Below are 26,462 nucleotides of genomic sequence, written 5' to 3'. Positions count from 1 at the left end.
GCACTTCGACGAACCATCCGCACGGTCGAAGAGCGCAAACCGTTTTTCACACCACCTCCAACACCGGAGCATGAAATCGAAACGAATCGCCGACCTCGGCCCGGACGCGCGCCGCGCAGTGTTCGACCGCGACGCCGGAATCGAGAGCGTCCGTGACGATGTCCGCGACATCATCGACCGCGTGCGCACCGAGGGCGACGTGGCGGTACGGGAGTTCTGCCGCGAGTTCGACGGCGTGGAAGTCGGCAACATCGACATCACGGACGATGCGGAACGCGCGTACGAAGACCTCGACGACGACGTGCGCGATGCAATCGAGGATGCAGCGGAGAACATCCGCGAGTTCCACGAGGCCCAGATGCCCGGCGATTGGCGCGAGGAGTTCGACGGACGCGAACTCGGCCGCCGATTCCGTCCCATCGAGCGCGTCGGGGTGTACGCCCCCGGTGGCACCGCCGCGTACCCATCCAGCGCGCTGATGGGGGTCGTCCCCGCGAAAGTGGCCGGCGTCGAACAGGTTGCCGTCGCGACTCCCCCTGGCGAACCCCAGAATCTGATTACGTTGGCCGCGATTCACGCCGCAGGAGCGGACAGGGTCTACCGCGTCGGCGGCGCACAGGCCATCGCCGCGATGGCCTACGGAACCGAACAGATAGACCGCGTACAGAAGGTCGTCGGGCCGGGCAACCGCTGGGTCACGGCGGCCAAGGCCGAGGTACAGGGCGACGTGGCTATCGATTTCCTCGCCGGGCCGAGCGAACTGCTCGTCGTCGCCGACGATTCGGCGAACCCGAAACACGTCGCGAGCGACATGGTCGCGCAGGCCGAACACGACGAGAACGCCTCCGTCGTCACGGTGACCGACGACGCCGAGTTCGCCGAAAAAGTCATAGAGGAGATGGACCGCCAGGCGAGCGAACGCGAGCGAGAAGACGTGATTCGGGCCGCACTCGACAGTGACGCGAGCGGCGTGTTCGTCGCCCGGTCGATGAGCGAGGCGCTGCTGTTCGCAGAGGAGTACGCCGCAGAGCACCTCTCCATCCAGGCCGCGGACGACGAGGAACTCCTGAATCGTATCGACAGCGCGGGAAGCGTCTTCCTGGGTTCGTACACCCCCGTCGCGGCGGGCGACTACGCCTCGGGGACGAACCACGTCCTGCCGACGACCGGCCTGGCGAAGATAACGGGCGGCCTGTCCGTCGATACGTTCCTTCGCTCGACGACGGTACAGCGATTGGACGAAGAGGCGCTCGATTCGCTCTCCGAGACCATCACGACGCTCGCCGAGGCCGAGGGACTGGAAGCCCACGCAGAGAGCGTCAGAAAACGGTTCGAGTAGAAACGAAGCGATTCGAGTGGCGAACGGTCGATTCGAGCGCCTACTGCTCGCCGAGCGCCCGACTCGTCGCAGAGAGGCCAGCCTCCACGTCCACGTCGGCCCCCAGTTCACGGAGGGCGTCGCCCAGTGCGCTCACGAGATACGACACCGTCTGGGGACGTGCGGAGTAGCCCATACAGCCGATGCGGAAGATTTCGCCGTCCATGTCGCCCAGACCGGTGGCGATTTCGAGGTCGTACTGCTCCAGCAGATAGTCCGTCACGTCGGTGTCGGTGACGCCCTCCGGGACGCGAACCGCGTTGAGACTCGGGAGCCAGTACTCCTCGGGGGCGTTCATCTCGAGTCCCATCGCCTCGACGCCCGCCTTGAGCGCTCTGGCCACCTCGCGGTGGCGTTCCCAGCGGGCTTCGATGCCTTCCTCGCTGACGAGGCGGAGGGCCTCGCGGAGCGCGTAGACGTTCGTGATGGGCGCGGTGTGGTGGTAGGCACGTTCTTCGCCCCAGTAGCCTTCGAGCAGACTCAGGTCGAGGTACCACGACCGGGCGGGTTCCTCACGCGCGAGCACCTTCTCCATCGCACGGTCGTTGAGCGTCAGTGGACTCGCGCCCGGCGGGCAGGAGAGACACTTCTGTGGCCCGGAGTAGGCCACGTCGACGTCCCACTCGTCCACCCGAAGTTCGACGCCGCCGAGGGAGGTCACGCAATCCGCGACGACGAGTGCGTCGTGGTCGTGTGCGATGGCGGTCAGTTCCGAGACGTTCGGCTGTACCACGCCGGTACTCGTCTCGGCGTGGACGAATCCGAACACGTCCGGCTGGTGTTTCTCGAACGCCGCCTGGACGTCGGCGGAGTCGAGCGGTTCGCCCCACGGCGCGCCCACGTGGACGATTTCGCCACCTGCGCGTCTCGCCATCTCCGCCATCCGACCACCGAAGTATCCGTTGGTCGGGACGAGCATCGTGTCGCCCGGTTCGACGAGGTTACCGATGGCAGCCTCCATCGACGCCGACCCGGTTCCGGAGACGGGAATCGTCCACTTGTTGTCGGTGCGGAACGTGTATCTGAGGAGGTCTTGCACCTCGTCCATCATCTCGACGAACGAGGGGTCCAGGTGGCCGACCAGCGGTGTGCTCATCGCTCGGAGCACGCGTGGATGTACTTCACTCGGGCCCGGACCCATCAGCGTCCTGTCTGGCGGTGTCAACTCGCCAACCTTCGGATTCTCCATGTCTCTCCATATTACCCGACGTCACAAAAATCTCGCTTTCGCGGAACACAGCACCAACGAAGCGTTGAATCGGATAACGTACCGTTTCTCTGTGAAAGCGGTCACCGAACGTTCCGAACGGTCGCCCCGGTTTATCCGGGTTATCGATGTATGCCGGGATAGCCCAGCCGGTCGCTGGGTGGAGAATTACAATGGCACCAGAGAGACCGATGCAACATTCGCACGCACAGACCGGATACCAGCAGTACGGCCAACCCCTACAGCAAGGCCAACAGCAGGGCCGACCACAGCAACAGCAAGGACCGCAGTACGGCCAACCCCAGCAGGGCCTACCGCAACAACAGCAGTTCGGCCAACAGGGAACTGGTCAGCGAGGAATGGGCGGAACACAGCAGCGCGGCCAGCAGATGCAACGGCGAGGCGGTACGTTCGAAGACCAGTTGCCTGGCGAGATGCGCGTCGCACTCGAAGACTTCGAGAAGGCCGCCGAGGTGTGTGACTGGTGTGCCGACGAGTGCATCGACGAAGGACCAGAGATGGCCGAGTGTATCCGACTCTGCCGCGACGTTGCAGACCTCGGCACGCTGAACGCGAAGCTCATCGCCCGGGATTCGGTCTTCGGGCCGGAACTCGCGGAGGTGTTCGCACACGCCGCCGAGGAGTGTGCCGACGAGTGCATGCGACACGAACACGCACACTGTCAAGAGTGTGCGTCCGTGCTTTCCCGAGCCGTCGATTCGACCTACCGGTTGCTCGACCAGATTCAGACGGGACAGACCCCTGTTCAGCAATCTGGCCCGCATCAGTAGGTCGAATCACTCGGTCTCTTTTCTCGAGAGAGAAGCTTATACTCACGGACTACGAAGAGTGAAGCACAATGATGGTCGGCCACGCCCTGTTAGCTTTCGCGTTGGCCGCGCTGGTCGCGTCGCGGTTCTGGCCCGCCGAGCGCGCACTGGCGTTCGGCGTGGTCGCGGGCGCGTTCGCCACGGTTCCCGACGTGGACATGAGCTACGCACTCGTCGGACTCGCACAGGCAGGATTGGGCGGTGTCTGGCAGATGACCGCCGCGTTCTGGGGGAGTTCACAACTCGTCCACCGGGCCGTGACACACTCGCTCGTCGTCGGGGCAGTCGCCGCCCCAGCGTTCGTCTGGACGACCCGCGGCTGGCGCAAGCGAGCGATCGCGGCCGCGGTCCTCACGGCCCTCGTCTGGGTCGCCCTCTCGACGAGTGGCGTCCTCGGCGCGGGCGTCATGCTCGTCTTCGTCACGACGGGGGTCGTCGCCGCCGTCGCCGTCGATAGCTACACCGACTTCGGGCCGCGAGCGTTGCTCGCTGCCGTCGCAGTGGGTCTGCTCTCGCATCCCTTCGGCGATCTGTTCACCGGTGAGCCCCCGCAGTTCCTCTATCCCTTCGACGTCGTACTCCTCGAATCGCGAGTCGCCCTACTCGCGGATCCGACGCTGAACCTCCTCGCCATCTTCGCACTCGAACTAGCGACGGGGTGGCTCGCCGTGCTGACGTATTTCCACCTGCGCGGCGAGCGCCTGGGTGAACACGTCCACTCGCGCGCCGCACTCGGAGCAGGCTACGCACTCGCCGCGCTCGTGCTCCCCGCTCCGACGCTCTCGGTGTCGTATCACTTCGTGTTCTCCGTGCTTGCCGTCGGGGCCGTCGGCGTCGCTCCCCGCCTGCATCCTTACCGCACGCTCCGCCCGGTACGCGACCCGCGGACGTGGACGTGCACCGGGATGGCGGCAGTTACGCTCGCAGTACTGGGATACGCGGGCACGTACCTGGTTGCCTAACTCCCTTCTTTCGTTCCCTAACCTTTCATATCAGTGGCTCACCTACCGGACGGTATGGCACAGCGAATCGGGAGATTAGACTCGCTCGTCGAAGACGAGCGAGTCAATGCCGGATTAGCGTGGCTACTCGTTGGCTTTCTGCTCGTGGTCGTCGGAGCGAGTGTCCTTCGTTCCGACCTCCTGTGGGCGATGTTCGCCGGATTCGTCATCGTGTTGGCCGTGATTCCGCCACTCGCCTACCGGAACGCCGAAGCGATGCTCCCGTGGGAGGTGCTGGTTATCGGGGCGTTTCCCATCCTCGGTCGCGCACTCGCGACGCTCGCACTCACGACACGACTGGCGACGTATCTCTCGGTCGCGTCACTCGCACTCATCGTCGCCGTCGAACTGCACGTCTTCACGCCGGTCCGAATGACACACTGGTTCGCCGTGCTCTTCGTCGTCATCACGACGATAGCGACTGCCGGTCTCTGGGCGGTCGTCGAGTGGTCGTCGGATGTGTACCTCGGCACGCAGTTCATCCAGAGCGAACAGATGTTGATGTGGGACTTCGTGTACGCGACGGCCGGGGGACTGCTGGCCGGTATCATCTTCGAACTGTACTTCAGACGGGTCGTCCCGGCCGAAACGCGCCTGCCGACGGACGTACAGGAACGAGTGCAATGAGGGTCCGCGAACGGCTAGGCATCTCACACCGCAGACAACGACAGGTAACTCGCGTGATGCAGCTGACCCTCGTCGGCATCTTCTTCGTCGGACTGGACAGGGGCAACCTCGGCATCATGGTCAACAGTGCCATCGCGTTCTCCATCACCCACGTGCCGGCGATGCTCGAACGGGACTACCAGATTCCGATGGACGCCGGGTTGACCCTCTGGATAACGACGGCGGTCTTCTTACACGCGGTCGGTACCCTCGGCCCGTATCAGAACGACGGGTTGTTCTGGTGGTGGGACCATCTCACTCACGCGCTCTCGGCCTCGCTCGTCGCTGCTGTGGGATACGCCACCGTCCGGGCCATCGACGCCCACTACGAGGACGTGTACCTCCCGGCCCGGTTCATGTTCGTGTTCATCCTCATGTTCGTCGTTGCGTTCGGCGTCGTCTGGGAAGTGCTCGAGTTCGCGCTGAGTGGGCTGGCGGGCGTGCTCGGCGGGCGAGCGGTGCTCGTCCAGTACGGTCTCGGCGACACGATGATGGATTTGCTGTTCGACACGGTCGGCGGTTTTATCACGGCTCTCTGGGGGACTGCGTACCTCTCGGACGTCGTCGGGGCCGTCACGGCACACCTCGACAGTCGGGGGCAGAAAACCGACTGATGGCCGATGCGATTTTTACCAGTGACAGAGAACCCCCTACCCGCGATGGTGTTCAAGAAAATCACCCTCATCGGGACGAGTAGTGAAAGTTTCGACGCTGCCGCAGACGATGCTATCGACCGCGCAGAAGAGACACTTTCGAACGTGAAGTGGGTCGAGGTGGACACGCTCGGAGTCGAAATCGCCTCCGTCCAAGACCGGGAGTATCAGGCCGAGGTCACGGTCGCGTTCGAACTGGAAGAAAAGCAGTAAGTCGAGAGACGAGCGTTCGAGCCAACTCGCGGTTTCGATTTTTTGGCGTCGTGTCGTCGAAGTCGGAGCAGTGGAGATTCAGGTTCGGAAGCTCTCGCCACACCCACACTCGGAGACGACGTTCGGATTGTCGACGTGGAAGCCCGCACCCTGCAAGCCGTGTTCGTAGTCCACGACGCTCCCTTCGATGTAGTTCATGCTCGCCGGGTCGACGAACACGCGGAGGTCGTGGTGTTCGAAAATCGTGTCGTCGGTTTCGGGTTCGTCGTCGAACCGCATTCCGTACGAGAGGCCGGCACACCCGCCCTGCTGAACGAACAGCCGAAGTCCGGCGACTTCCTGGTCGAGGCCCTCGCTCTCGAGCAGTCCGAGCGCCTGTTCGGCAGCGTCTTCGGTCACCTCGATGGTCGGTGTTTCCTCACCCTTCGGTGCGGTGTCTGTGCTCATGCGTATCGGTTGACGGCCCGGCCTCATATATCGTTCGCCTGCTAGAAGAAAACGACGCGTAGCATCCACGAACAGCCACGTCGACTCCACCCTCCGCGGGACGTCGACGACGGAACGCCGGAACGGAGCACTCTTATCGCCCGATGACAGGTGTTCGAATCACTTTCATTTCCTTCATTCTCAGTTTCTGAGAACCGGTCTCAAGCCGTGAGAACGAGCTTTTCGACTTATGGTCGACCTACTCAAAGCTCGAGGTGTACATGAAATCTAAGGTTGGCGCACCTGGAACAGGACTCTCACGACGCGACTTCGTAAAGGCATCTGGCGCAACGGGCGTCGCAGCGACCGCGGGTTGTGCGGCACCCTCACAGCCCGAGCACCGTGACGGGAAGGTCGCCGCACAACAGACCGCGAAACTTCCGACGACCAGCGCCCCCCAGATGGTCGACCTCGACGAACTCGGCCACGAGGTGACGATGCGGGCCGTCCCCGCCCGGCACGAAGTCCACCCCCTCGACAACATGGGAGGGCCGGTGGCGCTCCCGCACACGTGGGCGTTCCAGGCGAACGACCTCCCCCCGAGCGTGCCCGGTCCCATCCTTCGCACGACGGAGGGCAACGACCTGAAAATCACGCTCGACAACTCGAACATGAAGAACCCGCACACGCTGCACTTCCACGGCGTTCGCAAATCGTGGAAGAACGACGGCGTGCCGACGACGACGGGCGTCACCGTCAAACCCGGCGAGAAACACACCTACACCATCCCGGCGAACGTGCCCGGCACCCACCTCTATCACTGTCACTACCAGACGCCGATGCACATGGAGATGGGGATGTTCGGCATCCTCCGCGTCGACCCGAAAGGGTACGAGGAGGCCGACAAGGAATATTTCGCCACCGTCCGCGAGTGGGACTCCCGCCTCTCGCGGATGTACGGCGGCGAGGACGCGCAGTTCGACATCACGAACCGCCGTGCGGACGTGTTCACCGTCAACGGGAAGAGCGCACCGCGCACCCTGCACCCCGAGGACGGAACACCGTTTATCGTGGAGTCGGGCGACACCGTCCGTATCCACTTCGTCAACGCGGGGTTCATGGCTCACCCGCTGCACACGCACAACCACCGTTTTAAAATCGTGGAGAAAGACGGCGCGAACTACCCGGAAGCACTCCAGTTCGAACAGGACGTGGTGAACGTCGCGCCTGCCGAGCGCTACACGCTCGAATTCGAGGCTGACGCCGACCCCGGCATCTACCTCATGCACTGTCACAAGGTCGACCACGTCCGAAACGGCGCGTCGTACCCCGGCGGGATGCTCTCGGCCATCGTCTACAAAGAGGCGATGGGAACGGACATCTTCAAGAAACTGATGGAGTACGCGGGGTACCAGAGGTGAGACCATGACCGAGAGAGGACGACGAGACGTACTTCGCGGCGCGGCAGGTATCGCAGCGCTCTCGATGCTCCCGTCGGTCGCCGGCGCGGCCCCGTCGGTCGTGGACAAGACCGGCCAGAAAGAAATCACGGTGGCGGTCGGCGCGGATGGCAACGGCGGAAACTTCGCGTTCGGCCCCGCGAACGTCCGAGTCGACCCCGGGACGACCGTGGTCTGGGAGTGGACCGGCAACGGTGGGATGCACAACGTCGTCGCAACGGACGGTTCGTTCGAGAGCGAGCTACACGACGATGCGGGCGCGACGTTCGAACACACCTTCGAGCGCGAGGGTGCCGTCGAGTACGTCTGTGAACCCCACCAGGCGATGGGGATGACGGGAGCAATCCTCGTCGGCGACGCCTCGCTCTCGTCGGCGGGGGACGAACGGTCCGACGACGAGTCTGACGACGTGACCGACGAGACGGGAAAGCAGGCGGTTACCGTCGAGGTCGGTGCGGACGGCAACGGCGGAAACTTCGCGTTCAGCCCTGCAGCGATGCGAGTCGACCCCGGAACGACCGTGACGTGGGAGTGGACTGGCAACGGTGGGATGCACAACGTCGTCGCGGCGGATGGCTCGTTCGAGAGCGACCTGCTGGGTGACCCCGGAGCGACGTTCGAACACACCTTCGAGCGCGAGGATGCCGTCGAGTACGTCTGTGAACCCCACCAGGCGATGGGGATGACCGGGACGGTCCTCGTCGGTGACGCGAGCCGCTCCGACTCGTCGCTCTCCGACCCTGACTACGGCGACTGGTTCGACGACGTGGACAACTTCGAGGGAACCGTGGATATGACCGGGGAGAAAGCCGTCACCCTCGACGTGGGCACGGACGCGAACGACGGAGCGTTCGGGTTCAGCCCTGCAGCCGTGCGAGTCGACCCCGGAACGACCGTGACGTGGGAGTGGACCGGTGAGGGAGGTGCACACAACGTCGTCGCGGAAGACGACTCGTTCGGGAGCGACGTGTTCGACGATGCGGGTGCGACGTTCGAACACACCTTCGACGCGGAAGGAATCACGAAGTACGTCTGTGAGCCCCACCAGGCGATGGGGATGAAAGGTGCCGTCGTGGTCGGTGGGAAAGGTGGCGTCGCACCGTCGAACGCGGGTCTCTCGCCGGGCGAACTGGCGCTCGGCGGGAGTCTCGTGACCGCACTGTTCTCGCCCATCGCGTTCGCGCTCTTCCTGTTCGGTCGGCGCGGCGGCAGGTCGGTGTCCACGCAGGAACGACCCCCGACGCAGGGTTCGAGGCGGCCACAGCCCTGAAGACGCTCACGACGATATCCCCTCGTATGACGAGTTCGCTCACCAAAGACGAAGAGGGAAAACGCGTCGTCGAAGCGGACGGAACGGCCGTGGGAATCGTAGAGAACGTTCGACACGGAACGGCTCACGTCAGTGCCGACCCGACCGTCGTCGAAACGATGAAGACCAAGCTCGACGCAGGAGGAAGTGACGAGAACACGTACGCACTTTCCGAAGACGCGATAGCACGAATCGAAGACGACGAGATCGTCCTCCAGAAGCGGAACTGACCGTCAGGACGCGACGAATCGCCGCTCGGCGACCGTATCCAGACCAGCCGCTCTCTGGTTCGTCTTCGAAGAAATGAACCTCGTGTACCCCTACTCGAGGTAGTTGATCAGTGAGACCGGATTGGTATATACTTTGTGTGTGCCACTTCGTTCCCGTGACATAAACGCCCCGCACTAGCAGGCACGATACAGACGAGATGAGACACGAAAGGAAAAAATGGAACATGCCCGTACTGCCAGATATGAGAGCCATTCCACCGGGATGGGAACAATCTCCCGTCCGTGGAGACGAGATGGGACTCAGGCGACAGAACGGCGACATCGCGGTGAAGGCAGTCAAGGCGACGATAGCGGACGAGTGGGAACTCGAACTGGTGGACAGCGTCGGAAACCGATTCACGACGGCGCGCCCGGTCGGTCGCGTCGACACCCGCGAGAAAGCCTTCGTGGAACTCGTCTCGTTCGCGGAGACCATCGACGACCTTCGAGAGGGACGGGACGTCGTGGCACCCGACGACATCGTTCGAGAAGTGAGACGAAGCGGACGAGTACAGGTTTCGTAAGGCAGCGATGGGAGGGGTCTCTCAGACGATTTTTCGGGCGATTTCCGCCGTGCGTTCGGCACTGTCTGTCAAGACGTACGTGATGGGTTCGATACCGTACCCGCCGGTGTGATAGAGCACCGTCGCGCCAGGGGTATCCTCTAACGCCGTGCCGACCGCCTCGTTCAGGTCGTCGTATTCGGCGTCGAACGCCGCAGTTTCGAGGCCCAGTTTTTCGAGTCGTGCAACGATGTCCGGGTCGTACCTGACGTTGAGTGCGGCGCGAACGTCCATGCCGTGGCTACGAGCCGCGAGCAAGATGGAAGCGACGTGCTCGCTGACGCCGAACTCGGGTTCGCCCGGGATGGTCGCTCGCCCTTTCACGTCGAAGATTCGCCCCGGGATGCCAGCCACGTCGTCGATGCCATCCGCGTCCGGGAGACACTCACAGAGGTTCGACCCGACCGCTGGAATGAGCGAAGAGAACCCGCTGGTCTGTTCGACGATGCGAATCCCCCGGCGCATCGAAGAGAGGACGCGCTCGGTGGCCCGGAGTTCGTCGTCGGGGTCGTGGACGTTGAAATCCCCGCCGTGGCCTCGCAGTTCGGGCATCTGCTCTTCGTGTAGTTGCGAGATGAGGTCGTGGTCTTCGAGTCGGCGGACGAGCACTTCGACCTCCACGAGCGCCTGCACCTGACTCATACTGCCGGTCGCCAGTCCCTCGCCGATTTCGTCGACGAGGCGCTCGACGCGCTCGTCTTCGCGGATGCGGACGTTCTGGGCCACGTCGCCGTGAGCGTACTTCGAGACGGCACTCTGACTGATGCCGAGGGCGTCGGCCACCTCGCTCTGGGTCAGGCCGCGGTCTCTCAGGTCTTCGGCGAGCATCGAGCGAAACGTCGGGAGGAACTCCTCGACGACGATTTCCTCCGCGAACTTCACGTCCGTTCACCTCCGAACTCCTGTTCACCCCCGAACTCGTGGTCGGTGCCGATTCGGGACGCCTGTGGCCCGGCCTGGTCCTGGTACTTCGACCCGCGTTCGGAGCCGTAGGGTCGCTCGGCCGGGTTCTTGAGTTCCGTGAAGATGAGCTGTGAGATACGCGTTCCCGGCGTCAGCGCGACGGGTGCGGTGCCGAGATTCGACAGTTCGAGCGTAATCTGGCCGCGATAGCCGGGGTCGACGACGCCCGCGGTTGCGTGGACGACGACCGCGAGTCGCCCGAGCGACGAGCGACCCTCGACGTGGGCCAGCAGGTCCGGCGGTATCTCGACGCGTTCTTTCGTCGTCCCGAGGACGAAGTCGCCGGGGTGTAGGATGAATTCGTTGCCCTCCTCGACGACGGTTTCCGTGACGTAGCTCTCGACCTCCTGCTCGCTGTCGGGGTGGATGCAGGGGATGTTCGTGCGCTTGAATTCGAGGAACTCCTCACCCAACCGGAGGTCGATACTCGCCGGTTGAATCTGGAGGTCAGGTTCGTCGATCGGTTCCACGACGAGGTCACCGGCGTCGAGACGACGCGCGATGTCCATGTCCGAGAGTATCATGTCGGTAGAACGGACGTGGGTGAGTATAGACCCACCGAAAAGTGAGCCATCGAACGGCGAGTAGCCAGCGTTTTACTCCACCACCACCACGCTCGAGTATGAAGCAGGCCATCGTCACCCGTACAGACATCGGCATGGGCAAGGGAAAACTCGCGGCACAGGTCGCCCACGCCTCGCTCTCGGCGTACGAGGACACCGGACAGCGGGCGCGAAAACGATGGAAGGGAGAAGGACAGAAGAAGGTCGTGTTGAAGGCCGCAGGCGAGGACGAAATCTTCCGCCTCGCGGAGAAGGCACGAGCACAGGGGATTCCTCACGCAGTCGTCCGTGACGCGGGCCACACGCAACTCGACCCCGGAACGGTCACGTCGCTAGCGGTCGGGCCGGCGGAAGACGACCTCGTGGATGCGGTAACCGGTGACCTCTCACTGTACTGAAAGCTCCGTTTCGTGCCAACGAAAGTGGACGACGGGAAAGGGTTTTGTCGACTCGGTCGCACGCTCTACCGTTGAGAAAAAATGCCAGCGACCACGCACCAGGACCCGTGATCGACGATCGAACGGTTCGAGCGGTTCTCGATACGCTCCCGGACGTGTTCTACGTCTTCGACGCGAGTGGCAACCTCGTCCAGTGGAACGACCGACTGGCTACGGTGACGGGTACGACGACGAACTCGCCGGCATGAGTCCACTCGATTTCGTCCCCGAGGAGGACATGGAGACGATAGTTTCGGCTATCGAGACAGTGTTGGCGGGCGACCGCGTCGAGACACGCCAATCCGCGCTGGTAGCGAAAGACGACGAACGGGTTCCCTTCGAGTTCAACGCGACGCGACTCGTCGACGAAGATAGCACGGTCGCCGGATTCGTCGGGACCGGTCGGAACCTCACCGAACGGCGGGAGCGAGAGCGCGCGCTCCGCCAGCAACGCGACGAACTGGAGACGCTGAACCGCATCAACGAACTCGTCCGCGAGGTTCTCCGGGCACTGGTCGGAGCGGCGTCACGCGAGAAAATCGAGGAGACGGTCTGTGCGTCTCTCGCCGAGTCAGACCTCTATCGATTCGCGTGGGTCAGCGAGTACGACATCGTCGAAAACCGTCTCGTATCGCGGACGAAGGCCGGCGACGACGAGGGGTATCAGAGCCTCTTCGACGAGATGGCGACGACCGATTGGGAACGGCCCGCGGCGACGGCGTTTCGAACGGGTGAGCATCTCGTCGTCCAAGATATCTCCGAAACCGCGCTCCTCCCCGAACGACTCCGAATCGAAGGGAATGAGCGTGGACTCCACTCGGGTATCACCGTTCCCCTCTCGTACGGGGAGACGACCCACGGGGTGCTGGCAGTCTACGCGACCCGTCCGGATGCGTTCAGCGAGCGCGAAGTCGCCGGATTCGACGCACTCGGCGAACTCGTCGGGTTCGCTATCAACGCCGCCGAGAGCAAGAAGCTCCTGACGACCGCGTCGGCGGTCGAACTGGAGTTCGAGGTGACCGACGAGGATGCGGTCCTGGTGACCCTCTCGACGGGACGGTTCCCACGTCTGATGGCGAGTTTCTCTACTACGTCCACGTCGATGGAACGTCGCCCGAACGAGTTACGGCGCGTGCGACGACCGTCGCTGCCGTCGACGGCGCGAGAGTCGTTTCCACCTACGACGAGGCTGGGCTGATCGTGCTGACCGTCTGCTCGTCGCTCGTCGAGTCGTTCGTCGAATCCGGCGCGAAAGTTCAGACGGCGGAGGCACGAGACGGCGTGGCACACCTGGTCGTGGAAGTTGCACAGAGCTCCGACATCCGGACGCTGATAACCTCGGTTCGGTCGTCGTACCGTGATATCGAACTCGTCGCAAAGCGGGAGGTCGAACGAATCAACCAGGGGACCAGCGAGCGTCGGGAGCCAGTCGCTTCGAACCTGACCGAGCGGCAACTGACGACGTTTCGTGCAGCCTACTTTTCGGGCTACTACGACTGGCCGCGTGAGAGCACGGCCGAAGAGATTGCCGACACCATCGGCATCGCGCCTGCGACCTTCCACCAGCACCTGCGGAAAGCGGAAGGAAAACTCGCGTCGGCGTTCTTCGATAACGCCTCGCGTTGACCACGAGAACGGGTTTTGGACGGTCTATCGACTCCGCTCGTACGCCGTTTCACTAGTTCGTAGAGACGATTTCCACGACGGACCGATGGTCTAGGACCGAATCGGCCCCAATCTGGCGTTCGCTCCGGCAGTCGATGCCGTGCAGGAATCCCTCGCCGATGTCGCTGTGCAGGTGGTACGCGAAGTCCTCGGCAGTCGAACCGCCGGGGAGAAGGAAGCAATCGCGGAACACGCCCTTCTCGCTGGCACTGCCGTTCGCCGAACCGGGGAACACCGCGACGAGGTTCAACTCGTCGAACAGGGCGGTCTCGATGGCAGATTGGACGCCCGTCCCGGCGAACTCCGTCGTGAACTCGCGAATCTGTTCCAGACCGGTTTCCTGTTCCTCGCTCACGTCGCCGGTGATTTCGAAGTCGGCGTCGCCGGGGTTGTACTCCACGATCCCCTGTTCGTCGGCCTTCTTGAGCGCCTTCTCGGCGTGCGCGCTGACGGGGACGAAGGTGAGGTGGTCGTACTCGGGGTCGCTGGTGATGTCCTCGAAGTTCTCCTGTGCTTCGGGCGTGTCCATCTTGTTCGCCGCGACGACCATCGGTTTCGTGCGCTTTCGAATCTCGCGGGCCAGTTCTTCGCGGTCGGTCGCCTCCCACGTCTCGGGATCGAGGTCGAGACCGAGCGAGAGGATGGTCTGTTTTATCTCGTCTTTGTTCGTCTTGAACGCGGACATCTGCTCGGCGAGGTCGATTTCGACGTGTTTCTCGTCGCCGTCGTACCCGGAGCGATAGCGTTCGAGGCCCTTCTCCAGAATCTCCGTGTACCACATGTCGAGTTCGTCTTCGAGGAAGGCGATGTCCTCACGAGGGTCGTGTCCCTCGGTCGGTTCGCCTTCGATGTCGGTCTGGCCGGAGAAATCCACGACATGTACCAGCACGTCGGCTTCGTTCAGATCGGTGAGAAACTGATTTCCCAGGCCGTTCCCCTCGTGTGCGCCCGGAATCAGGCCGGCGACGTCGACGAGTTTGGTCGGGACGTATCGCGTTCCCTCCTCGCAGAAACCGACGCTCGGAGTACACGACTTGTCGAACTCGGGGGCGGCGCAGTTCACCCGGACGTAGGCCTCGCCGACGGAGGGGTCGATCGTCGTGAAGGGGTAGGCACCCTCCGGTTCGTCGTTCATCGTCGCGGCGTTGAAGAAGGTCGATTTGCCCACCGAGGGCTTTCCGACCAGACCGATCTTGTAGCTCATTAGGCCGGAGTGGGCCATCCGAGCCTAAAGGGGTTTCCAAACGTTGACACGACTGCTGGATGATACCGATTCACGCGCCGTGACGTGCCGGAACTGACCCGGCTTACAAACACTCCCGAACGGCGTCGAGGAGGTCGTCCGGGCCACCCTCGTCGTAGACGTTCGCGGCGGGGACGGGATACTCGACCGTTTCCGGGTCGGCCCACGTCGAGACGGCGGCGACGGTCGCGTCTGAGAGCGTCTCCACGATGTCGACCTCTTTTTCGACGCCCGCGATCGGCCACTGGTCGAAATGGGTCCTGCGGTCTCGATCCGGTTGGTCGGCCAGCACCACGGCGTCGGGCCACGCGCCGTGGAGGAGCGAGAGCGTGACGCCCGAGTATGCGCGGTGGGTGAGCGCGGCCTGCCCCTCTACGAAGACGACGTCGTGGTCCTCGGCGACGGCGGAGACGAGGTCTTCGACCACGCCTGCGGTGAAGTCGGCGGGAACGCGGTCGACGACGACGCCACGATGAGCACCGACCATGATTCCCGTCTGGCCGGTCGCGACCCACCCCGCGTCCAGTCCGGCACGCTCGGCGGCACGGTAGAGTTCGAACGTCGTCGTTCGCTTGCCGACCGCACAGTCGGTGCCGGCGGTCAACACGACGTCGGCGTCGGCCTCGTCCACGCGCCCGTCACCCACGCGAAGGTCGTCGTCTCCGGGTGGTTTTCGAACGTCGAAGAGGCGCACGTCGTGGTCGGCGGCGAGGGTCCGCCAGGACTCCTGTTCGGAGAGAAAGACGTGGAGGCCCGAGACGACGTCGAGGCCAGAACGGATGGCCTCCTCGATGTCTGCGACCCACTCGTCGGGAAGTGCTCCTCCCGCGGGTGCGACGCCGATGACGAGCGCTTCGGCGTCGGATACGCGGTCGAGCGCGTCGCTCGTCGAGGCGACGATGGGAGTGTCACTCACGTCGGACCGGCCGAGCACGTCTCCCGCGTCCTCTCCCGCATGGGTCGAGTCGATGACCGCACCGGCGTCGAACAGTTCACTGTGCATGACGACCCCGTTGGCCGTCTTTCCGTCCATGGTTCCGAACGCCCCTTCCGCTAGAACGATTGCGGACGCGGGGGCGTCGAAGGCGTCCCGAAGGTTCATGTGCTACACAGACGCACTGCCGACGAAAGTAATGCCCCCTCTCATAGGAGGTACTGTCTCAGAGAGGTATTTTCACCGTATACACATAAAAATACAAGAAAATGACTTTTGCACCTCTCGTCCCACTCTACCATGGATGGGCACACCGGAGAGGGCCGGACTGCGAGTGACACTCGACATCTGGCATCCGAACTGTTGGACGCTCGAGGTCACCGAACGGACGAGTGCGGGAATCCTCGGTCACGGCGTCCACACCATCGACGGGATGGCGACCGGTCGATTCACTGCCTACGGGAACACGCAAACAGAGGTAGACGACCTCGTCACGGCGATTCGGGCGTCCGACCTCACCGAATCGGTGTGGGAGACCGACCACCCACACGCGACCGAGGATTCGGTCGCCTTCGGAAGTGCGAGTCGGGGCATCGTCGTGCGCTACGACCTCACGAACAGCATCAACGACGCGCTCGTCTCCCGAGGATTCATCCCGGACGAACCGGTGCGGATGTACGGCGGGCGAGAGTACTGGACGGTCATCGTCGAGACCGGCAGGGACGAACTCCACGAGCGAATCGAGGCCGTCTGCGAGGAGATGGACGCCGAGATTCGAGTGCACCACGTGGCGACGGCGGAGACGGGAGCGGGTATCTTGCGAGCAGACGACCTCTCGGAGCGCCAGCGCGAGGTGTTCGAACTGGCACGAAAGCGCGGATACTACGAGTGGCCCCGCAAAGTGACGGCCTCCGAGTTGGCGACGGAGATGGACCTCTCGAAGACGACGCTCCTCGAACACCTGCGGAAGGCCGAAGCGAAACTGCTCGGCTGAGCCACCGGTGTCTCTTCTGAACGATTCGACCGCTCCGTCAGTTTCGACGACGAGCGGCGGGAGTCGATCCGCCTCTGTCGGGACGGGTCGGAACGGCCTCGCTGTCGTCTCTCGGAACGACCCGCTCTCGACGGGGTTCGGACAGTCTCGGGGACGGAAAACGGGCTACGTCGGAGTCGACGCTCAGACGGTGCGTTCGATGGTCTCGCGGATATCGTCCCACACGTCGTCGGGGGTCTGCTCGCCGTCGATACGGACGAGGTCGCCCTGCTCGTCGTAGTGTTCGATGACGGGTTCGGTGTTCTCCTCGTAGACGCGGATTCGCTCGCGGACGGTCTCTTCGGTGTCGTCGTCGCGCTGAATCAGTTCGCCGCCACACTCGTCACAGACGCCCTCTTCTTCTGGCGGACTGAACTCCACGTGGTAGTTCGCGCCACACTCCGAACAGACGCGACGACCGGTGAGACGGTCGACGAGTTCTGCTTTCGCGACGTCGAGGTAGAGCACCACGTCGAGGTCGGTGATGTCGTCCAGATACTCCGCCTGCGAGAGGTTGCGGGGGTAGCCGTCGAGGACGTAGCCGTCGGCTTCCGAGAGGGCCGCCTGCACGATTTCGTTCACTACGGGGTCGGGCACGAGTTCACCCGCGTTCATGAAACTCGCGGGGGTACCGTGTTCTGTCTCCATGTGTTTGTTTGCGCGGAGCGCGTCGCCAGTGGTGACGTGGTCGACGTCGAACTCGTCCGCGATTCGCGCACTTTGCGTACCTTTTCCGGCACCCGGTGCACCCAGAATCAGAACGTTCGGGTTCATACGCACACCTGCATCGGCCTCGCATAAAGACTTAAAGAAACGATTTTCATCGTGTAACCGGTGCGTCTGTTTTTTGTCGAACGCCGACGAACTCACGGATATGAGCCGTTTCAGTGCCGGTACTCCGGAAGAGCGCCAGAAACTCGTCGCGGACACCATCACCGCCCACCGCGAGCGCGGGAGCGCCTTCTGTACGCTGTTGGCCGAGTTCGACCCGGAATCCGACGGAGCGAACGAGGAGGAAACGGACGTCGAAGAAGCCCCGCCGTGGGTGCAGTTCGGCGACCGAACCCTCAATCTGGACTGTACGGATGCGGAACTCGAACGACTGAAGACGCTGCTCGACGAGTTCCCCGCGTTCAAAATCGAGGGACTTCACAGCCCCGAGGAGGCAGACGGGACGAACGTTCGCGTCAACGCCAAAGCCGACGTCAATCGCATCGGCCAGTTCGTCGAACGAACCTTTCGCGAGGTGTACGGTCGGCCGGAGACGTTCACCCTCTGGGCAGTCGAACTGTAGCGGTCCGTCGAGATTTTCGTAGCCATTATCAAGACGGACTGCAACTACTTCGCCATATGACGCACCGACACGCCATTAGAGACACGTCTGACATCGAACACTGGAACGACCCGACCCGACGATTCACACGACAGGTAATCGACACCGGGTGGGACGTCACATGAGCCTGTTCGACCGGGTAGTGCTCCCCGTCGCCAGCGAGAACGACGCCGAATCGACTTGTGACGCCGCACTGGAACACGTCGCGGCCGCTGGTGGTCGCGTCTTCGTCGTCCACGTCATCGAGAAAGGCGGCGGCGTCCCCGACAAGGCATCGGTCGAACAACGCGAAGAACGGGCGGAGGAGCTGTTCACGGCCGTCCGGGAACGCTGTGACGACGCGGGCGTCAGCTGTGAGACGAGACTCACCTACGGAACCGACGTGGCGGAGGCCATCTTCGACGTCGCGGACGACGTCGACGCGACAGCAATCGCGTTCACGCCGCGCGGTGGGCGTCGGTGGGTGAAACTCCTGACCGGCGACGTGGCGCTCTCGCTCATCAGCGAGTCGAGTCGTCCGGTCGTCGTCCTGCCCGACGCGGAGGATACCTGATGGCAGACGAGGAACTCGCAAAAGACCTCGGTCCACTGGCCGCACTCACCATCGGCGTCGGGACGATGATAGGTGCGGGCATCTTCGTCCTGCCCCAGCAAGCGTACGCGGTCGCCGGGCCTGCCATCGCCCTGTCGTTCGTTGTCGGCGGAGTCGTCTCCCTTTTCACCGCGCTCTCGGCGAGCGAACTCGGCACCGCAATGCCGAAAGCGGGTGGAAGCTACTATTACGTCAACCACGCGCTCGGCCCCCTATTCGGTTCCATCGCGGGGATGGGAAACTGGATGGGATTGGCGTTCGCGTCGGCCTTCTACATGATCGGCTTCGGCGACTTCGTGACGGCCCTCGTGGCGGTACCCGCAGTCGACCTCGGCGTCATCGCGCTCGAACCGAAGCAGGTCGCGGCCTTCTTCGCTGGACTGCTATTCGTCGGCGTCAACTACGTCGGCGCGAAGGAGACCGGACGGCTCCAGAACATCATCGTCATCATGCTCGTCGCCATTCTGACGGTGTTTTCCATACTTGGATTTCTGCAGGCCGACCTCGCGACGCTCACGCCGTTCGCGCCGACGGAGAACGGTTACGGCGACGTGCTCCCCGGCACGGCGTTGGTATTCGTCTCGTTCCTCGGTTTCGCCAAGATAACGACCGTCGCAGAGGAGATCAAGAACCCCGGACGAAATCTCCCACTCGCCGTCGTGGGAAGCGTTGTCATTGTGACGACGATGTACGCCATCCTGATGGTCGTGATGGCGAGCGTGATCAACTGGCAAAACCTCGCCGCGCCGGGTGCCGACCCCGTGGTCGAAGTCGCCGAAGTCGCCTTCGGTGAGGCGCTCGGACTGGCGGGGGTCGGTGCTGGTCTCATTGTCTTCGGCGGGTTGTTGGCGACAGCATCGAGCGCGAACGCCTCGATTCTCGCTTCCTCGCGCATCAATTTCGCCATGGGGCGCGACAAACTCATCACCGCGTGGCTCAACGAGATTCACGAGCAATTCGCCACGCCGTACCGCTCCATCGCGGTGACCGGCGCTATCATCCTCGCGCTTATCCTCGTCGGCGATATCAAAGTGCTCGCCAAGGCCGGAAGTGTCCTCCACCTCATCGTCTACGGCCTTCTCAATATCGCACTCGTCGTGATGCGCGAAGCCGACGTGGCGGAGTACGACCCCGCGTTTCGGGTGCCCCTGTACCCCGTGACACCCATCCTCGGCGCGCTCTTCTCGTTCAGCCTCATCGCGTTCATGGCACCCATCGAAATCGCGTTGAGCGTCCTCTTCGTCGGCGGTGGTATCGTCTGGTTCTTCGTGTACGCGCGCCCGCGAACCGAAAAACAGGGCGTGTTGAGCCAGTACGTCCTCAGCCGACCAGAACGGATGCCCGAACCGGCCGTCTCCGCGGCGTCGTCCGTGAAACCGGACGGCGGAGACTACCGGGTGATGGTGCCGCTGGCGAACCCCGAACACGAGAAAGACCTCATCTCGCTCGCCAGCGCCGTCGCGAGTCAGCGGGGCGGAACCGTACTCGCCACGCACATCGTGCAAGTGCCGGACCAGACGCCGCTCGCCAGCGGTGCAGAACACGTCGAGGAACTCGACGCCGAGTCGGCGGAACTGCTCGCCAACGCCCGTGAGGACGCCGAGACGTTCGGCGTCCCCGTCGAGACACACACTATCCTCTCGCACCGCTCGTTCGAGGAGATATTCGACGCGGCTCGGACCCACGCCGCAGACCTCGTCGTCATGGGCTGGGGACGGGACAGCCACGGGTCGCCCGGCCGCGCCGAGAGCGCCATCGACGAACTCACGAACGACCTGCCCTGCGACGTGGTCGTCTACCGCGACCGTGGGTTCAACCCGAGCAGGGTTCTCGTCCCGACCGCAGGTGGACCAGACTCCGACCTCAGTGCCGCCATCGCACGAATGTTACGAGCGGAGTTCGACTCGGAGGTGTCGTTGCTCTACGTCACCGACGACTCCCGGGAGGAGGGCGAGCGGTTCCTCGCCGACTGGGCCGCCGGACACGGACTGGAGGACGCGAACCTCGTCGTCACGGAAGACGACGACGTGGAGGCGGCCATCGAACGTGCAGCGGGGAGTTGCTCGATGCTCATCATCGGCGCGACCGAGGAGGGTCTCCTCTCACGACTCGTCCGTGGTGCGCTCGCGCTGGACGTGGTAAACGACGTGAATTGCTCCGTCCTGCTCGCCGAGAAGGCCCGAAAACGCTCGCTTCGAGAACGGCTGTTCGGCTGAACCGACGCCGCCCTCGCCGAAAATCGGTCGTCTCTCAGTCTAACTGGATGTACGTCCGAGTTCGTCCGACCCCGTCCAGCGACCCGATTTCCGAGGTGACCGTCTCCTGAACGCCGTACACGTCGTCGGCTTCTATCTCGACGATGACGTCGAACTCCCCGGCGACGACGTGCGCCTCGGTCACGCTCGGGAGGTCCCGAATCGCCTCGATTACTTCCGTGGACGCACCGGCGTGAGTGATGACGGTCGTATAAGCACGTATCATGAACGATGATACGTCCACGGGGGTCAAAGTCCTACCCCTACGAGCGCCAGTAGGCGGGCGTCAACAACACCAGGACGGGCAGGATTTCGAGTCGGCCGATCCACATCAACACGATCATGAGCAGTTTCGACGTGTCCGAGAAGGGGAGGTAGTTGTTCATCGGCCCGACTATCTGGAACCCCGGACCGACGTTACCGATGGTGGCGGCGGCTGCGGAGAGCGCCTCCAGTGCGTCGAGATTCGGGCCGCCCGCGCGCTCGGCGTCGAGGAAGACGAGGAGCGCGCTAACGAGGAAGATGACGATGTAGAGCAGGGTGAACGCATAGATGCCGCGAACCGCTCGCTCGTCCAGCGCGCGGCCACCCAGTCGGAGCGGGCGGACCGCTTCGGGGTGAACCGTCGTGAACAGTTCTCTGCGGAGCGATTTCAGGATGACCATCCAGCGGACGATTTTGATGGCCCCGCCGGTCGAACCCGCACTGCCACCGATGAGCATCGCCACGAGCAGGAGAAACTGTGCGGAACTGCTCCACGTGTTGAAGTCCGTGCTCGCGTACCCGGTCGTCGTGACGATGGAGACGAGTTGGAACGAGGCGTGACGAATCGACGCTTCGACGTTCCCGGCGACCTGCGGCCCGCCGGGAACGAAGACCAACCCCTGTTGGGTGTAGACCAGCACGGTCATAATCGCCGAGACGACGGCCAACACGCCGACGTAGAAGCGAAACTCCGCATCTCGGACGAGATGTTTGGGTTCCCCGTTCAAGACGTGCCAGAACAGCGCGAAGTTCGTCCCGGCCGCGATCATGAAGGGGATGATGAGCCACTGCACCACCGCCGAGAACGCTTCGATACTCCGGGCTTCCGGCGAGAACCCGCCGGTCGACATCGTCGTGAAACCGTGGGCGACGGCGTTGTAGAACGTCATCTCGGGGGCGAAACCGCCGAGGTGGAGCGCGAAGAGCAGGACGATTTCCAGTGCCGTGATGCCGAGATAGGCTTTCCAGAGGGCCCGCGCCGTCTCCGCGATTCTGGGCGTGAGTTTCTGGATACCCGGCCCCGGCGCTTCCGCGTCCATCAGTTGGGCACCACCGACGGACAGTTCCGGCAGGATAGCCACCGCGAGGACGACGATACCCATGCCGCCGAGCCACTGGGTCAACTGTCGCCACATCAGCAATGCGCGGGAGTGCGTCTCGAACGAGATGTCGCCCATCACGGTCGCTCCGGTCGTCGTGAACCCGCTCATGCTCTCGAAGAGCGCGTTCACTGGGTCGGCGAGCGTCGAGGGGCCGGACTGGAGGACGAGGAAGGGATACTGACCGACGAGCGAGATGTCGTTTCCGGCGACGACGTACGGAAGCCCGCCGACGATGGACACCGCGAACCACGACAGCCCGACCATCAAGAATCCCTCGCGCGTCCCGAGGTCGGGGTCGGGGTCGAGACGTTCGAGCGACCAGCCGACGACGAACGCGACGGCGATGGTCAGGACGAACGTCAGGATGCCCTCGCCGTAGTATAGCCCGACGAGGAAGGGAAAGACGAGTGGCACCGAGAGCCACTTGACGACCGACCCGACGAGGCTCACGCTCGCCCGCCAATCGACGCGCAGGGTCATAGTGCGGCGCTCACTTCGGACAGGACGTCCGAATCGACGAACACGACGACGTGGTCGCGTTCTTTTACCACCGTGTCACCACGCGGGACGATGAACTTCCCTTTCCGCGTTATCGCGCCGATGACCACGCCGTCCGGGAGGTCTGCGACCCCCTCCCGAATCGGGCGGTCGGCGAGGACGCTCCCGGTATCGATTTCGATTTCGAGCACTTCGGCGCGGTCGTTCTCGATGAGCGCGATGTTCTCGGCGCGCTCCTCGCGGGTGAACCGCGTTATCTCCTCGGCCGTCACCTCGCGCGGGTTGACCGCCACGTCGATACCGACGGCCTCGAACAGCGAGACGTACTCTGCGTCCTCGACGATCGCGATGGCACGTTCCGCGCCGAGTTGCTTGGCGAGCACCGAGACGAGCAGGTTCTTCTCGTCATTCTCCAGTGCGGCGACGACGACGTCCGCCTCGTCGACGTGTTCGCGGGCGAGGAACTCGGCGTCGGTCGCGTCGCTCGCCATGACGATGGTTTTCGGAAGGTCCTCGGCCAGCGTCCGGGCACGCTCGCGGTCTTGCTCGATGAGTCTGGGCCGCAGGTCGCGGTTTTCGAGCAACCGACAGGTGTGAAAACCGATCTCGCTCCCGCCGATGACGACGAGTTCCTTGTCCGCACTCGGCGTCTCGTTGGGGGCGACTTCGAGCGCGAACTCCTGAACGCTCTCCGGACTCCCGATGACGACGACCTTGTCGTCCGCCTCGATTACCGTCTCCCCGCGCGGGATGGCGACGTCCCCGTTTCGGATGATGGCCGCGAACGTGAGCGAATCGAAGCGGTCCGCCTGTCGTACCGTCTGGTTCGCCACGGGGCTCTCCGCCCGCACTTCGAACTCCGCCATCTGCACTTCGCCACCGGCGAACGGGTCGACGTCGCGCGCGGCGGGCAGACCGATGACGCGGACGATGTCCATCGCGGTCAGCAGGTTCGTACAGACCATGAAATCGACGCCAAATGCGCCCTGCTCGGCGTGTTCCCACGTTTCGAGGTAGTCGACCTTCTTCACCCGTGCGATGGTAAACGGGTCGTCTACCGTCTTCGCCGTCCCACAGATGACGAGGTTCGTCTCGTCGTCGTCGGTACTGGCGATTATCATATCTGCCTGTTCGATACCAGCGTCCTGGAGCGTCGCCAGCGAAGTACCGTCGCCTTCGATAGCGAGCACGTCGTGCGAGTAGGTCAGTGAGTCCACGCGCTCTCCGTCCCGGTCGACGACGACGACTTCGTGCGTGTCGGCGAGACTCCCGGCGATGGACGAACCGACCTCACCGGCACCGACGATGATAACTCGCATGTGTTCCCCTCCTCATCTCTGTCTCCTTTTGCCATCCCTCCGGTAAGATTATTTCTCTTTGGGAGTACGGAGAGCGGTCACGGAAGCCAGCGCGAGAGCCGCGAGGCGATGTCGCGGTGGCGTTTCGTCATAATGACGGTGGAGTTCGCACGCTGGCCCACGGTTTCGGGGAGCGCGCCGAACACCAGTTGCTGAATCTCGCTCTCGCGGGTCGCGCCGATGACGGTGATGTCGTGGTCGTCCATCCGGTCGACGATGGTGTCCGCGACATCGTCGCCTTCGAGGAGCGGCCGTTCGACGGTCACCTCCTCCAGGATGCTCGCCGTGTTCGAGACGACGTCGTGGGCCGATTCACGCTCCTCGTCTGAGGCATCTGACGAGACGACGTGGGCGACCTCGACCGTCGCGTCGCCAGCGCGAGCGATGGCGCGGGCCACCTCGGCCGCCAGTTCGGCGTGAGGCCCGCCGGCGGTGGGGACCAGGATGGATTCGACACCGTTCGCTCTCGGGCCGATCTTCTCGACGAACACATCACAGGGAGCCTCCTCGACCACCCGGTCGACGGTGCTGCCGAGGACGACCTCGCGGCGATGTGACCCGCGACCACGCCACCCGATGAGCACCGCGTCGCTTTCGTGTTGTTCGACCGTGTGGAGGATGGTGTCGGAGGCACGGTGGCCGATGCGGACGATTCCGTTGACCGGCACCTCGGAATCCTCGGCGAACTCGATCGCTCGCTGGAGCACCTCGCGTTCGTCCTCGACCGAGCGGTAGGTCTTGGAGATGGGCGTCTGTTCGGGCACCAGCGCGGCAGAGAGCACCAGTATTTCGCCATCTTTGTCCTCGGCGATGTCGATAGCCGTCTCCATCATCTGTTCGACGTGATCGGGATTTGCGATGGGGACCGCGAGCTGGTACTCCCTGTCGCCCGACGGTTCCGACTCGGTGACGACCGTCGGAGTCTCGCGCTCGAACTTCTCTTCCTCCGGGGCTCGTGACTTCCACGCGAACCAGAAGCCGATGCCGATAGCCTCCGCCGCGAGGCCGATGGCCAGCGCGGTCTGTTCGACGTTGATGAGGAGGCCGAGGTTGGCGATGACGGCGATGATCGGCACCCACGGGACGAACGGGACTTCGAACCCGCGGTCGATGTCCGGGTGTTTTCGACGCGACTGGATGAGCGCGAGGTTGACGAAGATGAGCCCACCGAGGAGCATGAAGTCCGCGAAGTGAGTCACCGAGTGCAAACCGAGGTGGAACGCGTGTGGCACCTCGAAGCCGACGCCGAGCGAGGAGAGGAGACTGTTGATTCCCATCGTCGCGTGCTCGCCTGCACCCGGAGGCGTGCCGAACAGCACCGTGAAAAACAGCATGTAGAAGAGGATGAGACCGCCGGTGAGTATAACCGCCTTGTACGGTGTGTTGAGCTCCGAGTGGAGGTCTTCGAACCGACTCGGCAGGTGGTTGCGCCGAGACATGGCGAGTTTGACCCGCGACCCGGCGAGCACCGTCGCGTTCGCCGCCGACAACATCGAGAACAGCGCGCCCACGATGATGACGTAGAAGCCGAAGTCGCCGAGATAGAACTGCGCGGCCCGTCCCATCGATATCTCGCCGACGAACTGTCTGGCAGCCTCCTCACCGGAGAGACCGGCCTGGTTCGCGAGGAACGTGAGGAAGTCGGGCGTGTTGACCGCCAACACGATGACGATGACCACGAGCGCGTAGACGAACGTGACGAACCCCATGCTGATGAAGATGGCACGGGGGATGTTCGTTCCCGGTTCCTCTATCTCCTCGGCGTTGGTCGCGATCGCCTCGAAGCCGAAGAAGGTGATGAACACGAGCGCGGAGGTGACGGCGATCTGGCTGAAATTGCCGATGTTTTCGCCGAACGACGTCGTCACCTTCGACGCGTCGAAGCCCTGGAGACCCCCGTAGAGAAAGAGGATGATGAGCGCCACTTTCAGCCCGGTGATGACGATTTGGAACATCCCCGTCTCCTCGGTTCCCTTGAGGTTCACGCCGACGAGTAGAGCGAGGACGGCGATACCTGCGACCCAGTAGGGTATCGCCTGCGGAATCGACAGGGCAGGGTAGATGAACCGATAGAACCAGTCCGAGAAACTGGCGAGATAGAACGCGGCGCTCGCCGGGTATCCCAGTATCGCTAGTTGTCCACTCTGGCTCAGGAGTCCAGCAGCTGATACGTAGTCCTGAGTGAAGCGGGTGAATCAGGAACCTGATTCATCCGCTGTCCGGATACGCACCTGGTGAACCTTCCA

General features: G+C 63.4%; 29 protein-coding genes and 1 pseudogene. 19 read left to right on the top strand and 11 right to left on the bottom strand.

Going from position 1 to position 26,462, the window contains the following annotated elements:
- The first annotated feature begins 70 nt into the window (after nt 1–70).
- The gene (gene hisD / locus ACR3FF_RS08235; RefSeq protein WP_458187508.1) at nt 71–1,339 is read left to right on the top strand and encodes a histidinol dehydrogenase; all 1,269 of its coding nucleotides are present in this window, start codon (nt 71–73) and stop codon (nt 1,337–1,339) included.
- Nucleotides 1,340–1,379: 40 nt separating this feature from the next.
- Here the strand turns inward: hisD and ACR3FF_RS08230 are convergent, their stop codons facing one another.
- On the bottom strand, nt 1,380–2,567 hold the full coding sequence (locus tag ACR3FF_RS08230; RefSeq protein ID WP_458187507.1) for a pyridoxal-phosphate-dependent aminotransferase family protein: 1,188 nt from the start codon (nt 2,565–2,567) through the stop codon (nt 1,380–1,382).
- 191 nt (nt 2,568–2,758) lie between these two features.
- Between ACR3FF_RS08230 and ACR3FF_RS08225 the strand changes: the two genes are divergently transcribed.
- From ACR3FF_RS08225 to ACR3FF_RS08205, 5 genes are all read left to right on the top strand, one after another.
- The gene (locus ACR3FF_RS08225) at nt 2,759–3,376 is read left to right on the top strand and encodes a four-helix bundle copper-binding protein (protein WP_458187506.1); all 618 of its coding nucleotides are present in this window, start codon (nt 2,759–2,761) and stop codon (nt 3,374–3,376) included.
- Nucleotides 3,377–3,444: 68 nt separating this feature from the next.
- Nucleotides 3,445–4,377 (top strand): metal-dependent hydrolase, encoded by a 933-nt coding sequence (locus ACR3FF_RS08220; protein WP_458187505.1) that lies wholly within the window; start codon nt 3,445–3,447, stop codon nt 4,375–4,377.
- A 54-nt stretch (nt 4,378–4,431) separates the two neighbouring features.
- Nucleotides 4,432–5,043: a hypothetical protein gene (locus ACR3FF_RS08215; RefSeq protein ID WP_458187504.1), complete on the top strand. Its 612-nt coding sequence runs from the start codon at nt 4,432–4,434 to the stop codon at nt 5,041–5,043.
- Nucleotides 5,040–5,696: a DUF2238 domain-containing protein gene (locus tag ACR3FF_RS08210; RefSeq protein ID WP_458187503.1), complete on the top strand. Its 657-nt coding sequence runs from the start codon at nt 5,040–5,042 to the stop codon at nt 5,694–5,696. Before ACR3FF_RS08215 ends, ACR3FF_RS08210 begins: the two co-directional genes overlap by 4 nt.
- 45 nt (nt 5,697–5,741) lie before the next feature.
- Nucleotides 5,742–5,948, top strand: coding sequence for a dodecin (locus tag ACR3FF_RS08205; protein ID WP_458187502.1), 207 nt, complete (start codon nt 5,742–5,744; stop codon nt 5,946–5,948).
- Nucleotides 5,949–6,026: 78 nt separating this feature from the next.
- Here ACR3FF_RS08205 and ACR3FF_RS08200 read toward each other — a convergent pair whose 3' ends face one another.
- The gene (locus ACR3FF_RS08200) at nt 6,027–6,395 is read right to left on the bottom strand and encodes a HesB/IscA family protein (protein ID WP_458187501.1); all 369 of its coding nucleotides are present in this window, start codon (nt 6,393–6,395) and stop codon (nt 6,027–6,029) included.
- Nucleotides 6,396–6,655: 260 nt separating this feature from the next.
- Between ACR3FF_RS08200 and ACR3FF_RS08195 the strand changes: the two genes are divergently transcribed.
- The 4 genes from ACR3FF_RS08195 (at nt 6,656) to ACR3FF_RS08180 (ending at nt 9,936) form a co-directional block, all read left to right on the top strand.
- Nucleotides 6,656–7,795, top strand: coding sequence for a multicopper oxidase domain-containing protein (locus ACR3FF_RS08195; RefSeq protein WP_458187500.1), 1,140 nt, complete (start codon nt 6,656–6,658; stop codon nt 7,793–7,795).
- A gap of 4 nt (nt 7,796–7,799) precedes the next feature.
- The gene (locus ACR3FF_RS08190; RefSeq protein WP_458187499.1) at nt 7,800–9,104 is read left to right on the top strand and encodes a halocyanin domain-containing protein; all 1,305 of its coding nucleotides are present in this window, start codon (nt 7,800–7,802) and stop codon (nt 9,102–9,104) included.
- Nucleotides 9,105–9,130: 26 nt separating this feature from the next.
- Entirely contained in the window at nt 9,131–9,373 is a 243-nt protein-coding gene (locus ACR3FF_RS08185; RefSeq protein ID WP_458187498.1) for a PRC-barrel domain containing protein, read from the top strand.
- Nucleotides 9,374–9,615: 242 nt separating this feature from the next.
- Nucleotides 9,616–9,936 (top strand): hypothetical protein, encoded by a 321-nt coding sequence (locus ACR3FF_RS08180; protein ID WP_458187497.1) that lies wholly within the window; start codon nt 9,616–9,618, stop codon nt 9,934–9,936.
- A 21-nt stretch (nt 9,937–9,957) separates the two neighbouring features.
- On the opposite strand, the gene ACR3FF_RS08175 is transcribed toward ACR3FF_RS08180, so the two are convergent.
- Nucleotides 9,958–10,857 carry a thiamine-phosphate synthase family protein gene (locus ACR3FF_RS08175; RefSeq protein ID WP_458187496.1) on the bottom strand — a complete coding sequence of 300 codons (900 nt, stop codon included), beginning with the start codon at nt 10,855–10,857 and terminating at the stop codon, nt 9,958–9,960.
- Nucleotides 10,854–11,462, bottom strand: a complete 609-nt coding sequence (dcd, locus tag ACR3FF_RS08170) for a dCTP deaminase (protein ID WP_458187495.1) — start codon at nt 11,460–11,462, stop codon at nt 10,854–10,856. The genes ACR3FF_RS08175 and dcd overlap by 4 nt, the downstream gene beginning before the upstream one ends.
- A 98-nt stretch (nt 11,463–11,560) precedes the next feature.
- On the opposite strand from dcd, the gene pth2 reads away from it, so the two are divergent.
- From pth2 to ACR3FF_RS08145, 5 genes and pseudogenes are all read left to right on the top strand, one after another.
- The gene (gene pth2 / locus ACR3FF_RS08165) at nt 11,561–11,899 is read left to right on the top strand and encodes a peptidyl-tRNA hydrolase Pth2 (RefSeq protein ID WP_458187494.1); all 339 of its coding nucleotides are present in this window, start codon (nt 11,561–11,563) and stop codon (nt 11,897–11,899) included.
- Nucleotides 11,900–11,970: 71 nt separating this feature from the next.
- The gene (locus ACR3FF_RS08160; RefSeq protein ID WP_458187493.1) at nt 11,971–12,147 is read left to right on the top strand and encodes a PAS domain-containing protein; all 177 of its coding nucleotides are present in this window, start codon (nt 11,971–11,973) and stop codon (nt 12,145–12,147) included.
- The gene (locus tag ACR3FF_RS08155; protein ID WP_458187559.1) at nt 12,144–13,136 is read left to right on the top strand and encodes a GAF domain-containing protein; all 993 of its coding nucleotides are present in this window, start codon (nt 12,144–12,146) and stop codon (nt 13,134–13,136) included. The genes ACR3FF_RS08160 and ACR3FF_RS08155 overlap by 4 nt, the downstream gene beginning before the upstream one ends.
- Nucleotides 13,046–13,300 (top strand): annotated as a pseudogene (locus tag ACR3FF_RS08150) (bacterio-opsin activator domain-containing protein); the annotation flags it as partial. The gene ACR3FF_RS08155 and the pseudogene ACR3FF_RS08150, both read left to right, overlap by 91 nt.
- Nucleotides 13,301–13,564 (top strand): helix-turn-helix domain-containing protein, encoded by a 264-nt coding sequence (locus tag ACR3FF_RS08145; protein ID WP_458187558.1) that lies wholly within the window; start codon nt 13,301–13,303, stop codon nt 13,562–13,564.
- A gap of 52 nt (nt 13,565–13,616) precedes the next feature.
- Here the strand turns inward: ACR3FF_RS08145 and ACR3FF_RS08140 are convergent, their stop codons facing one another.
- The gene (locus tag ACR3FF_RS08140) at nt 13,617–14,807 is read right to left on the bottom strand and encodes a redox-regulated ATPase YchF (protein ID WP_458187492.1); all 1,191 of its coding nucleotides are present in this window, start codon (nt 14,805–14,807) and stop codon (nt 13,617–13,619) included.
- A gap of 103 nt (nt 14,808–14,910) precedes the next feature.
- Nucleotides 14,911–15,948, bottom strand: coding sequence for an N-acetyltransferase DgcN family protein (locus tag ACR3FF_RS08135; protein ID WP_458187491.1), 1,038 nt, complete (start codon nt 15,946–15,948; stop codon nt 14,911–14,913).
- 136 nt (nt 15,949–16,084) lie between these two features.
- Here ACR3FF_RS08135 and ACR3FF_RS08130 point away from each other — a divergent pair, with 136 nt between their 5' ends.
- Complete coding sequence (locus ACR3FF_RS08130) at nt 16,085–16,774, top strand: helix-turn-helix domain-containing protein (protein ID WP_458187490.1); 690 nt, start codon at nt 16,085–16,087, stop codon at nt 16,772–16,774.
- Nucleotides 16,775–16,957: 183 nt separating this feature from the next.
- Here the strand turns inward: ACR3FF_RS08130 and ACR3FF_RS08125 are convergent, their stop codons facing one another.
- On the bottom strand, nt 16,958–17,587 hold the full coding sequence (locus ACR3FF_RS08125) for an adenylate kinase (protein WP_458187489.1): 630 nt from the start codon (nt 17,585–17,587) through the stop codon (nt 16,958–16,960).
- Nucleotides 17,588–17,687: 100 nt separating this feature from the next.
- On the opposite strand from ACR3FF_RS08125, the gene ACR3FF_RS08120 reads away from it, so the two are divergent.
- From ACR3FF_RS08120 to ACR3FF_RS08110, 3 genes are all read left to right on the top strand, one after another.
- The gene (locus ACR3FF_RS08120; RefSeq protein ID WP_458187488.1) at nt 17,688–18,107 is read left to right on the top strand and encodes a DUF7975 family protein; all 420 of its coding nucleotides are present in this window, start codon (nt 17,688–17,690) and stop codon (nt 18,105–18,107) included.
- 160 nt (nt 18,108–18,267) lie between these two features.
- Nucleotides 18,268–18,699 (top strand): universal stress protein, encoded by a 432-nt coding sequence (locus ACR3FF_RS08115; protein ID WP_458187487.1) that lies wholly within the window; start codon nt 18,268–18,270, stop codon nt 18,697–18,699.
- A complete protein-coding gene (locus tag ACR3FF_RS08110) occupies nt 18,699–20,954 on the top strand; it encodes an amino acid permease (protein ID WP_458187486.1) in 2,256 nt (751 codons plus the stop codon). Before ACR3FF_RS08115 ends, ACR3FF_RS08110 begins: the two co-directional genes overlap by 1 nt.
- Nucleotides 20,955–20,988: 34 nt before the next feature.
- Here the strand turns inward: ACR3FF_RS08110 and ACR3FF_RS08105 are convergent, their stop codons facing one another.
- The 4 genes from ACR3FF_RS08105 to ACR3FF_RS08090 form a co-directional block, all read right to left on the bottom strand.
- A complete protein-coding gene (locus ACR3FF_RS08105) occupies nt 20,989–21,219 on the bottom strand; it encodes an Lrp/AsnC family transcriptional regulator (RefSeq protein WP_458187485.1) in 231 nt (76 codons plus the stop codon).
- A 37-nt stretch (nt 21,220–21,256) separates the two neighbouring features.
- Nucleotides 21,257–22,840 carry a TrkH family potassium uptake protein gene (locus ACR3FF_RS08100; protein ID WP_458187484.1) on the bottom strand — a complete coding sequence of 528 codons (1,584 nt, stop codon included), beginning with the start codon at nt 22,838–22,840 and terminating at the stop codon, nt 21,257–21,259.
- Nucleotides 22,837–24,177: a Trk system potassium transporter TrkA gene (gene trkA, locus ACR3FF_RS08095; RefSeq protein ID WP_458187483.1), complete on the bottom strand. Its 1,341-nt coding sequence runs from the start codon at nt 24,175–24,177 to the stop codon at nt 22,837–22,839. Before trkA ends, ACR3FF_RS08100 begins: the two co-directional genes overlap by 4 nt.
- A gap of 77 nt (nt 24,178–24,254) precedes the next feature.
- Complete coding sequence (locus ACR3FF_RS08090) at nt 24,255–26,342, bottom strand: amino acid permease (RefSeq protein ID WP_458187557.1); 2,088 nt, start codon at nt 26,340–26,342, stop codon at nt 24,255–24,257.
- Nucleotides 26,343–26,462: the final 120 nt, after the last annotated feature.

Source organism: Haladaptatus ordinarius, assembly GCF_054177595.1.
This window is presented reverse-complemented; position numbering and strand designations above follow the sequence as displayed.

What these genes read in the sequence shown, in the direction of transcription:
- hisD (WP_458187508.1), top strand. Translation starts at nt 71, where the DNA reads ATGAAATCGAAACGAATCGCCGACCTCGGCCCGGACGCGCGCCGCGCA.
- ACR3FF_RS08230 (WP_458187507.1), bottom strand. Translation starts at nt 2,567, where the DNA reads ATGGAGAATCCGAAGGTTGGCGAGTTGACACCGCCAGACAGGACGCTG.
- ACR3FF_RS08225 (WP_458187506.1), top strand. Translation starts at nt 2,759, where the DNA reads ATGGCACCAGAGAGACCGATGCAACATTCGCACGCACAGACCGGATAC.
- ACR3FF_RS08220 (WP_458187505.1), top strand. Translation starts at nt 3,445, where the DNA reads ATGATGGTCGGCCACGCCCTGTTAGCTTTCGCGTTGGCCGCGCTGGTC.
- ACR3FF_RS08215 (WP_458187504.1), top strand. Translation starts at nt 4,432, where the DNA reads ATGGCACAGCGAATCGGGAGATTAGACTCGCTCGTCGAAGACGAGCGA.
- ACR3FF_RS08210 (WP_458187503.1), top strand. Translation starts at nt 5,040, where the DNA reads ATGAGGGTCCGCGAACGGCTAGGCATCTCACACCGCAGACAACGACAG.
- ACR3FF_RS08205 (WP_458187502.1), top strand. Translation starts at nt 5,742, where the DNA reads ATGGTGTTCAAGAAAATCACCCTCATCGGGACGAGTAGTGAAAGTTTC.
- ACR3FF_RS08200 (WP_458187501.1), bottom strand. Translation starts at nt 6,395, where the DNA reads ATGAGCACAGACACCGCACCGAAGGGTGAGGAAACACCGACCATCGAG.
- ACR3FF_RS08195 (WP_458187500.1), top strand. Translation starts at nt 6,656, where the DNA reads ATGAAATCTAAGGTTGGCGCACCTGGAACAGGACTCTCACGACGCGAC.
- ACR3FF_RS08190 (WP_458187499.1), top strand. Translation starts at nt 7,800, where the DNA reads ATGACCGAGAGAGGACGACGAGACGTACTTCGCGGCGCGGCAGGTATC.
- ACR3FF_RS08185 (WP_458187498.1), top strand. Translation starts at nt 9,131, where the DNA reads ATGACGAGTTCGCTCACCAAAGACGAAGAGGGAAAACGCGTCGTCGAA.
- ACR3FF_RS08180 (WP_458187497.1), top strand. Translation starts at nt 9,616, where the DNA reads ATGAGAGCCATTCCACCGGGATGGGAACAATCTCCCGTCCGTGGAGAC.
- dcd (WP_458187495.1), bottom strand. Translation starts at nt 11,462, where the DNA reads ATGATACTCTCGGACATGGACATCGCGCGTCGTCTCGACGCCGGTGAC.
- pth2 (WP_458187494.1), top strand. Translation starts at nt 11,561, where the DNA reads ATGAAGCAGGCCATCGTCACCCGTACAGACATCGGCATGGGCAAGGGA.
- ACR3FF_RS08155 (WP_458187559.1), top strand. Translation starts at nt 12,144, where the DNA reads ATGAGTCCACTCGATTTCGTCCCCGAGGAGGACATGGAGACGATAGTT.
- ACR3FF_RS08140 (WP_458187492.1), bottom strand. Translation starts at nt 14,807, where the DNA reads ATGAGCTACAAGATCGGTCTGGTCGGAAAGCCCTCGGTGGGCAAATCG.
- ACR3FF_RS08135 (WP_458187491.1), bottom strand. Translation starts at nt 15,948, where the DNA reads ATGAACCTTCGGGACGCCTTCGACGCCCCCGCGTCCGCAATCGTTCTA.
- ACR3FF_RS08130 (WP_458187490.1), top strand. Translation starts at nt 16,085, where the DNA reads ATGGGCACACCGGAGAGGGCCGGACTGCGAGTGACACTCGACATCTGG.
- ACR3FF_RS08125 (WP_458187489.1), bottom strand. Translation starts at nt 17,587, where the DNA reads ATGAACCCGAACGTTCTGATTCTGGGTGCACCGGGTGCCGGAAAAGGT.
- ACR3FF_RS08120 (WP_458187488.1), top strand. Translation starts at nt 17,688, where the DNA reads ATGAGCCGTTTCAGTGCCGGTACTCCGGAAGAGCGCCAGAAACTCGTC.
- ACR3FF_RS08115 (WP_458187487.1), top strand. Translation starts at nt 18,268, where the DNA reads ATGAGCCTGTTCGACCGGGTAGTGCTCCCCGTCGCCAGCGAGAACGAC.
- ACR3FF_RS08110 (WP_458187486.1), top strand. Translation starts at nt 18,699, where the DNA reads ATGGCAGACGAGGAACTCGCAAAAGACCTCGGTCCACTGGCCGCACTC.
- ACR3FF_RS08105 (WP_458187485.1), bottom strand. Translation starts at nt 21,219, where the DNA reads ATGATACGTGCTTATACGACCGTCATCACTCACGCCGGTGCGTCCACG.
- ACR3FF_RS08100 (WP_458187484.1), bottom strand. Translation starts at nt 22,840, where the DNA reads ATGACCCTGCGCGTCGATTGGCGGGCGAGCGTGAGCCTCGTCGGGTCG.
- trkA (WP_458187483.1), bottom strand. Translation starts at nt 24,177, where the DNA reads ATGCGAGTTATCATCGTCGGTGCCGGTGAGGTCGGTTCGTCCATCGCC.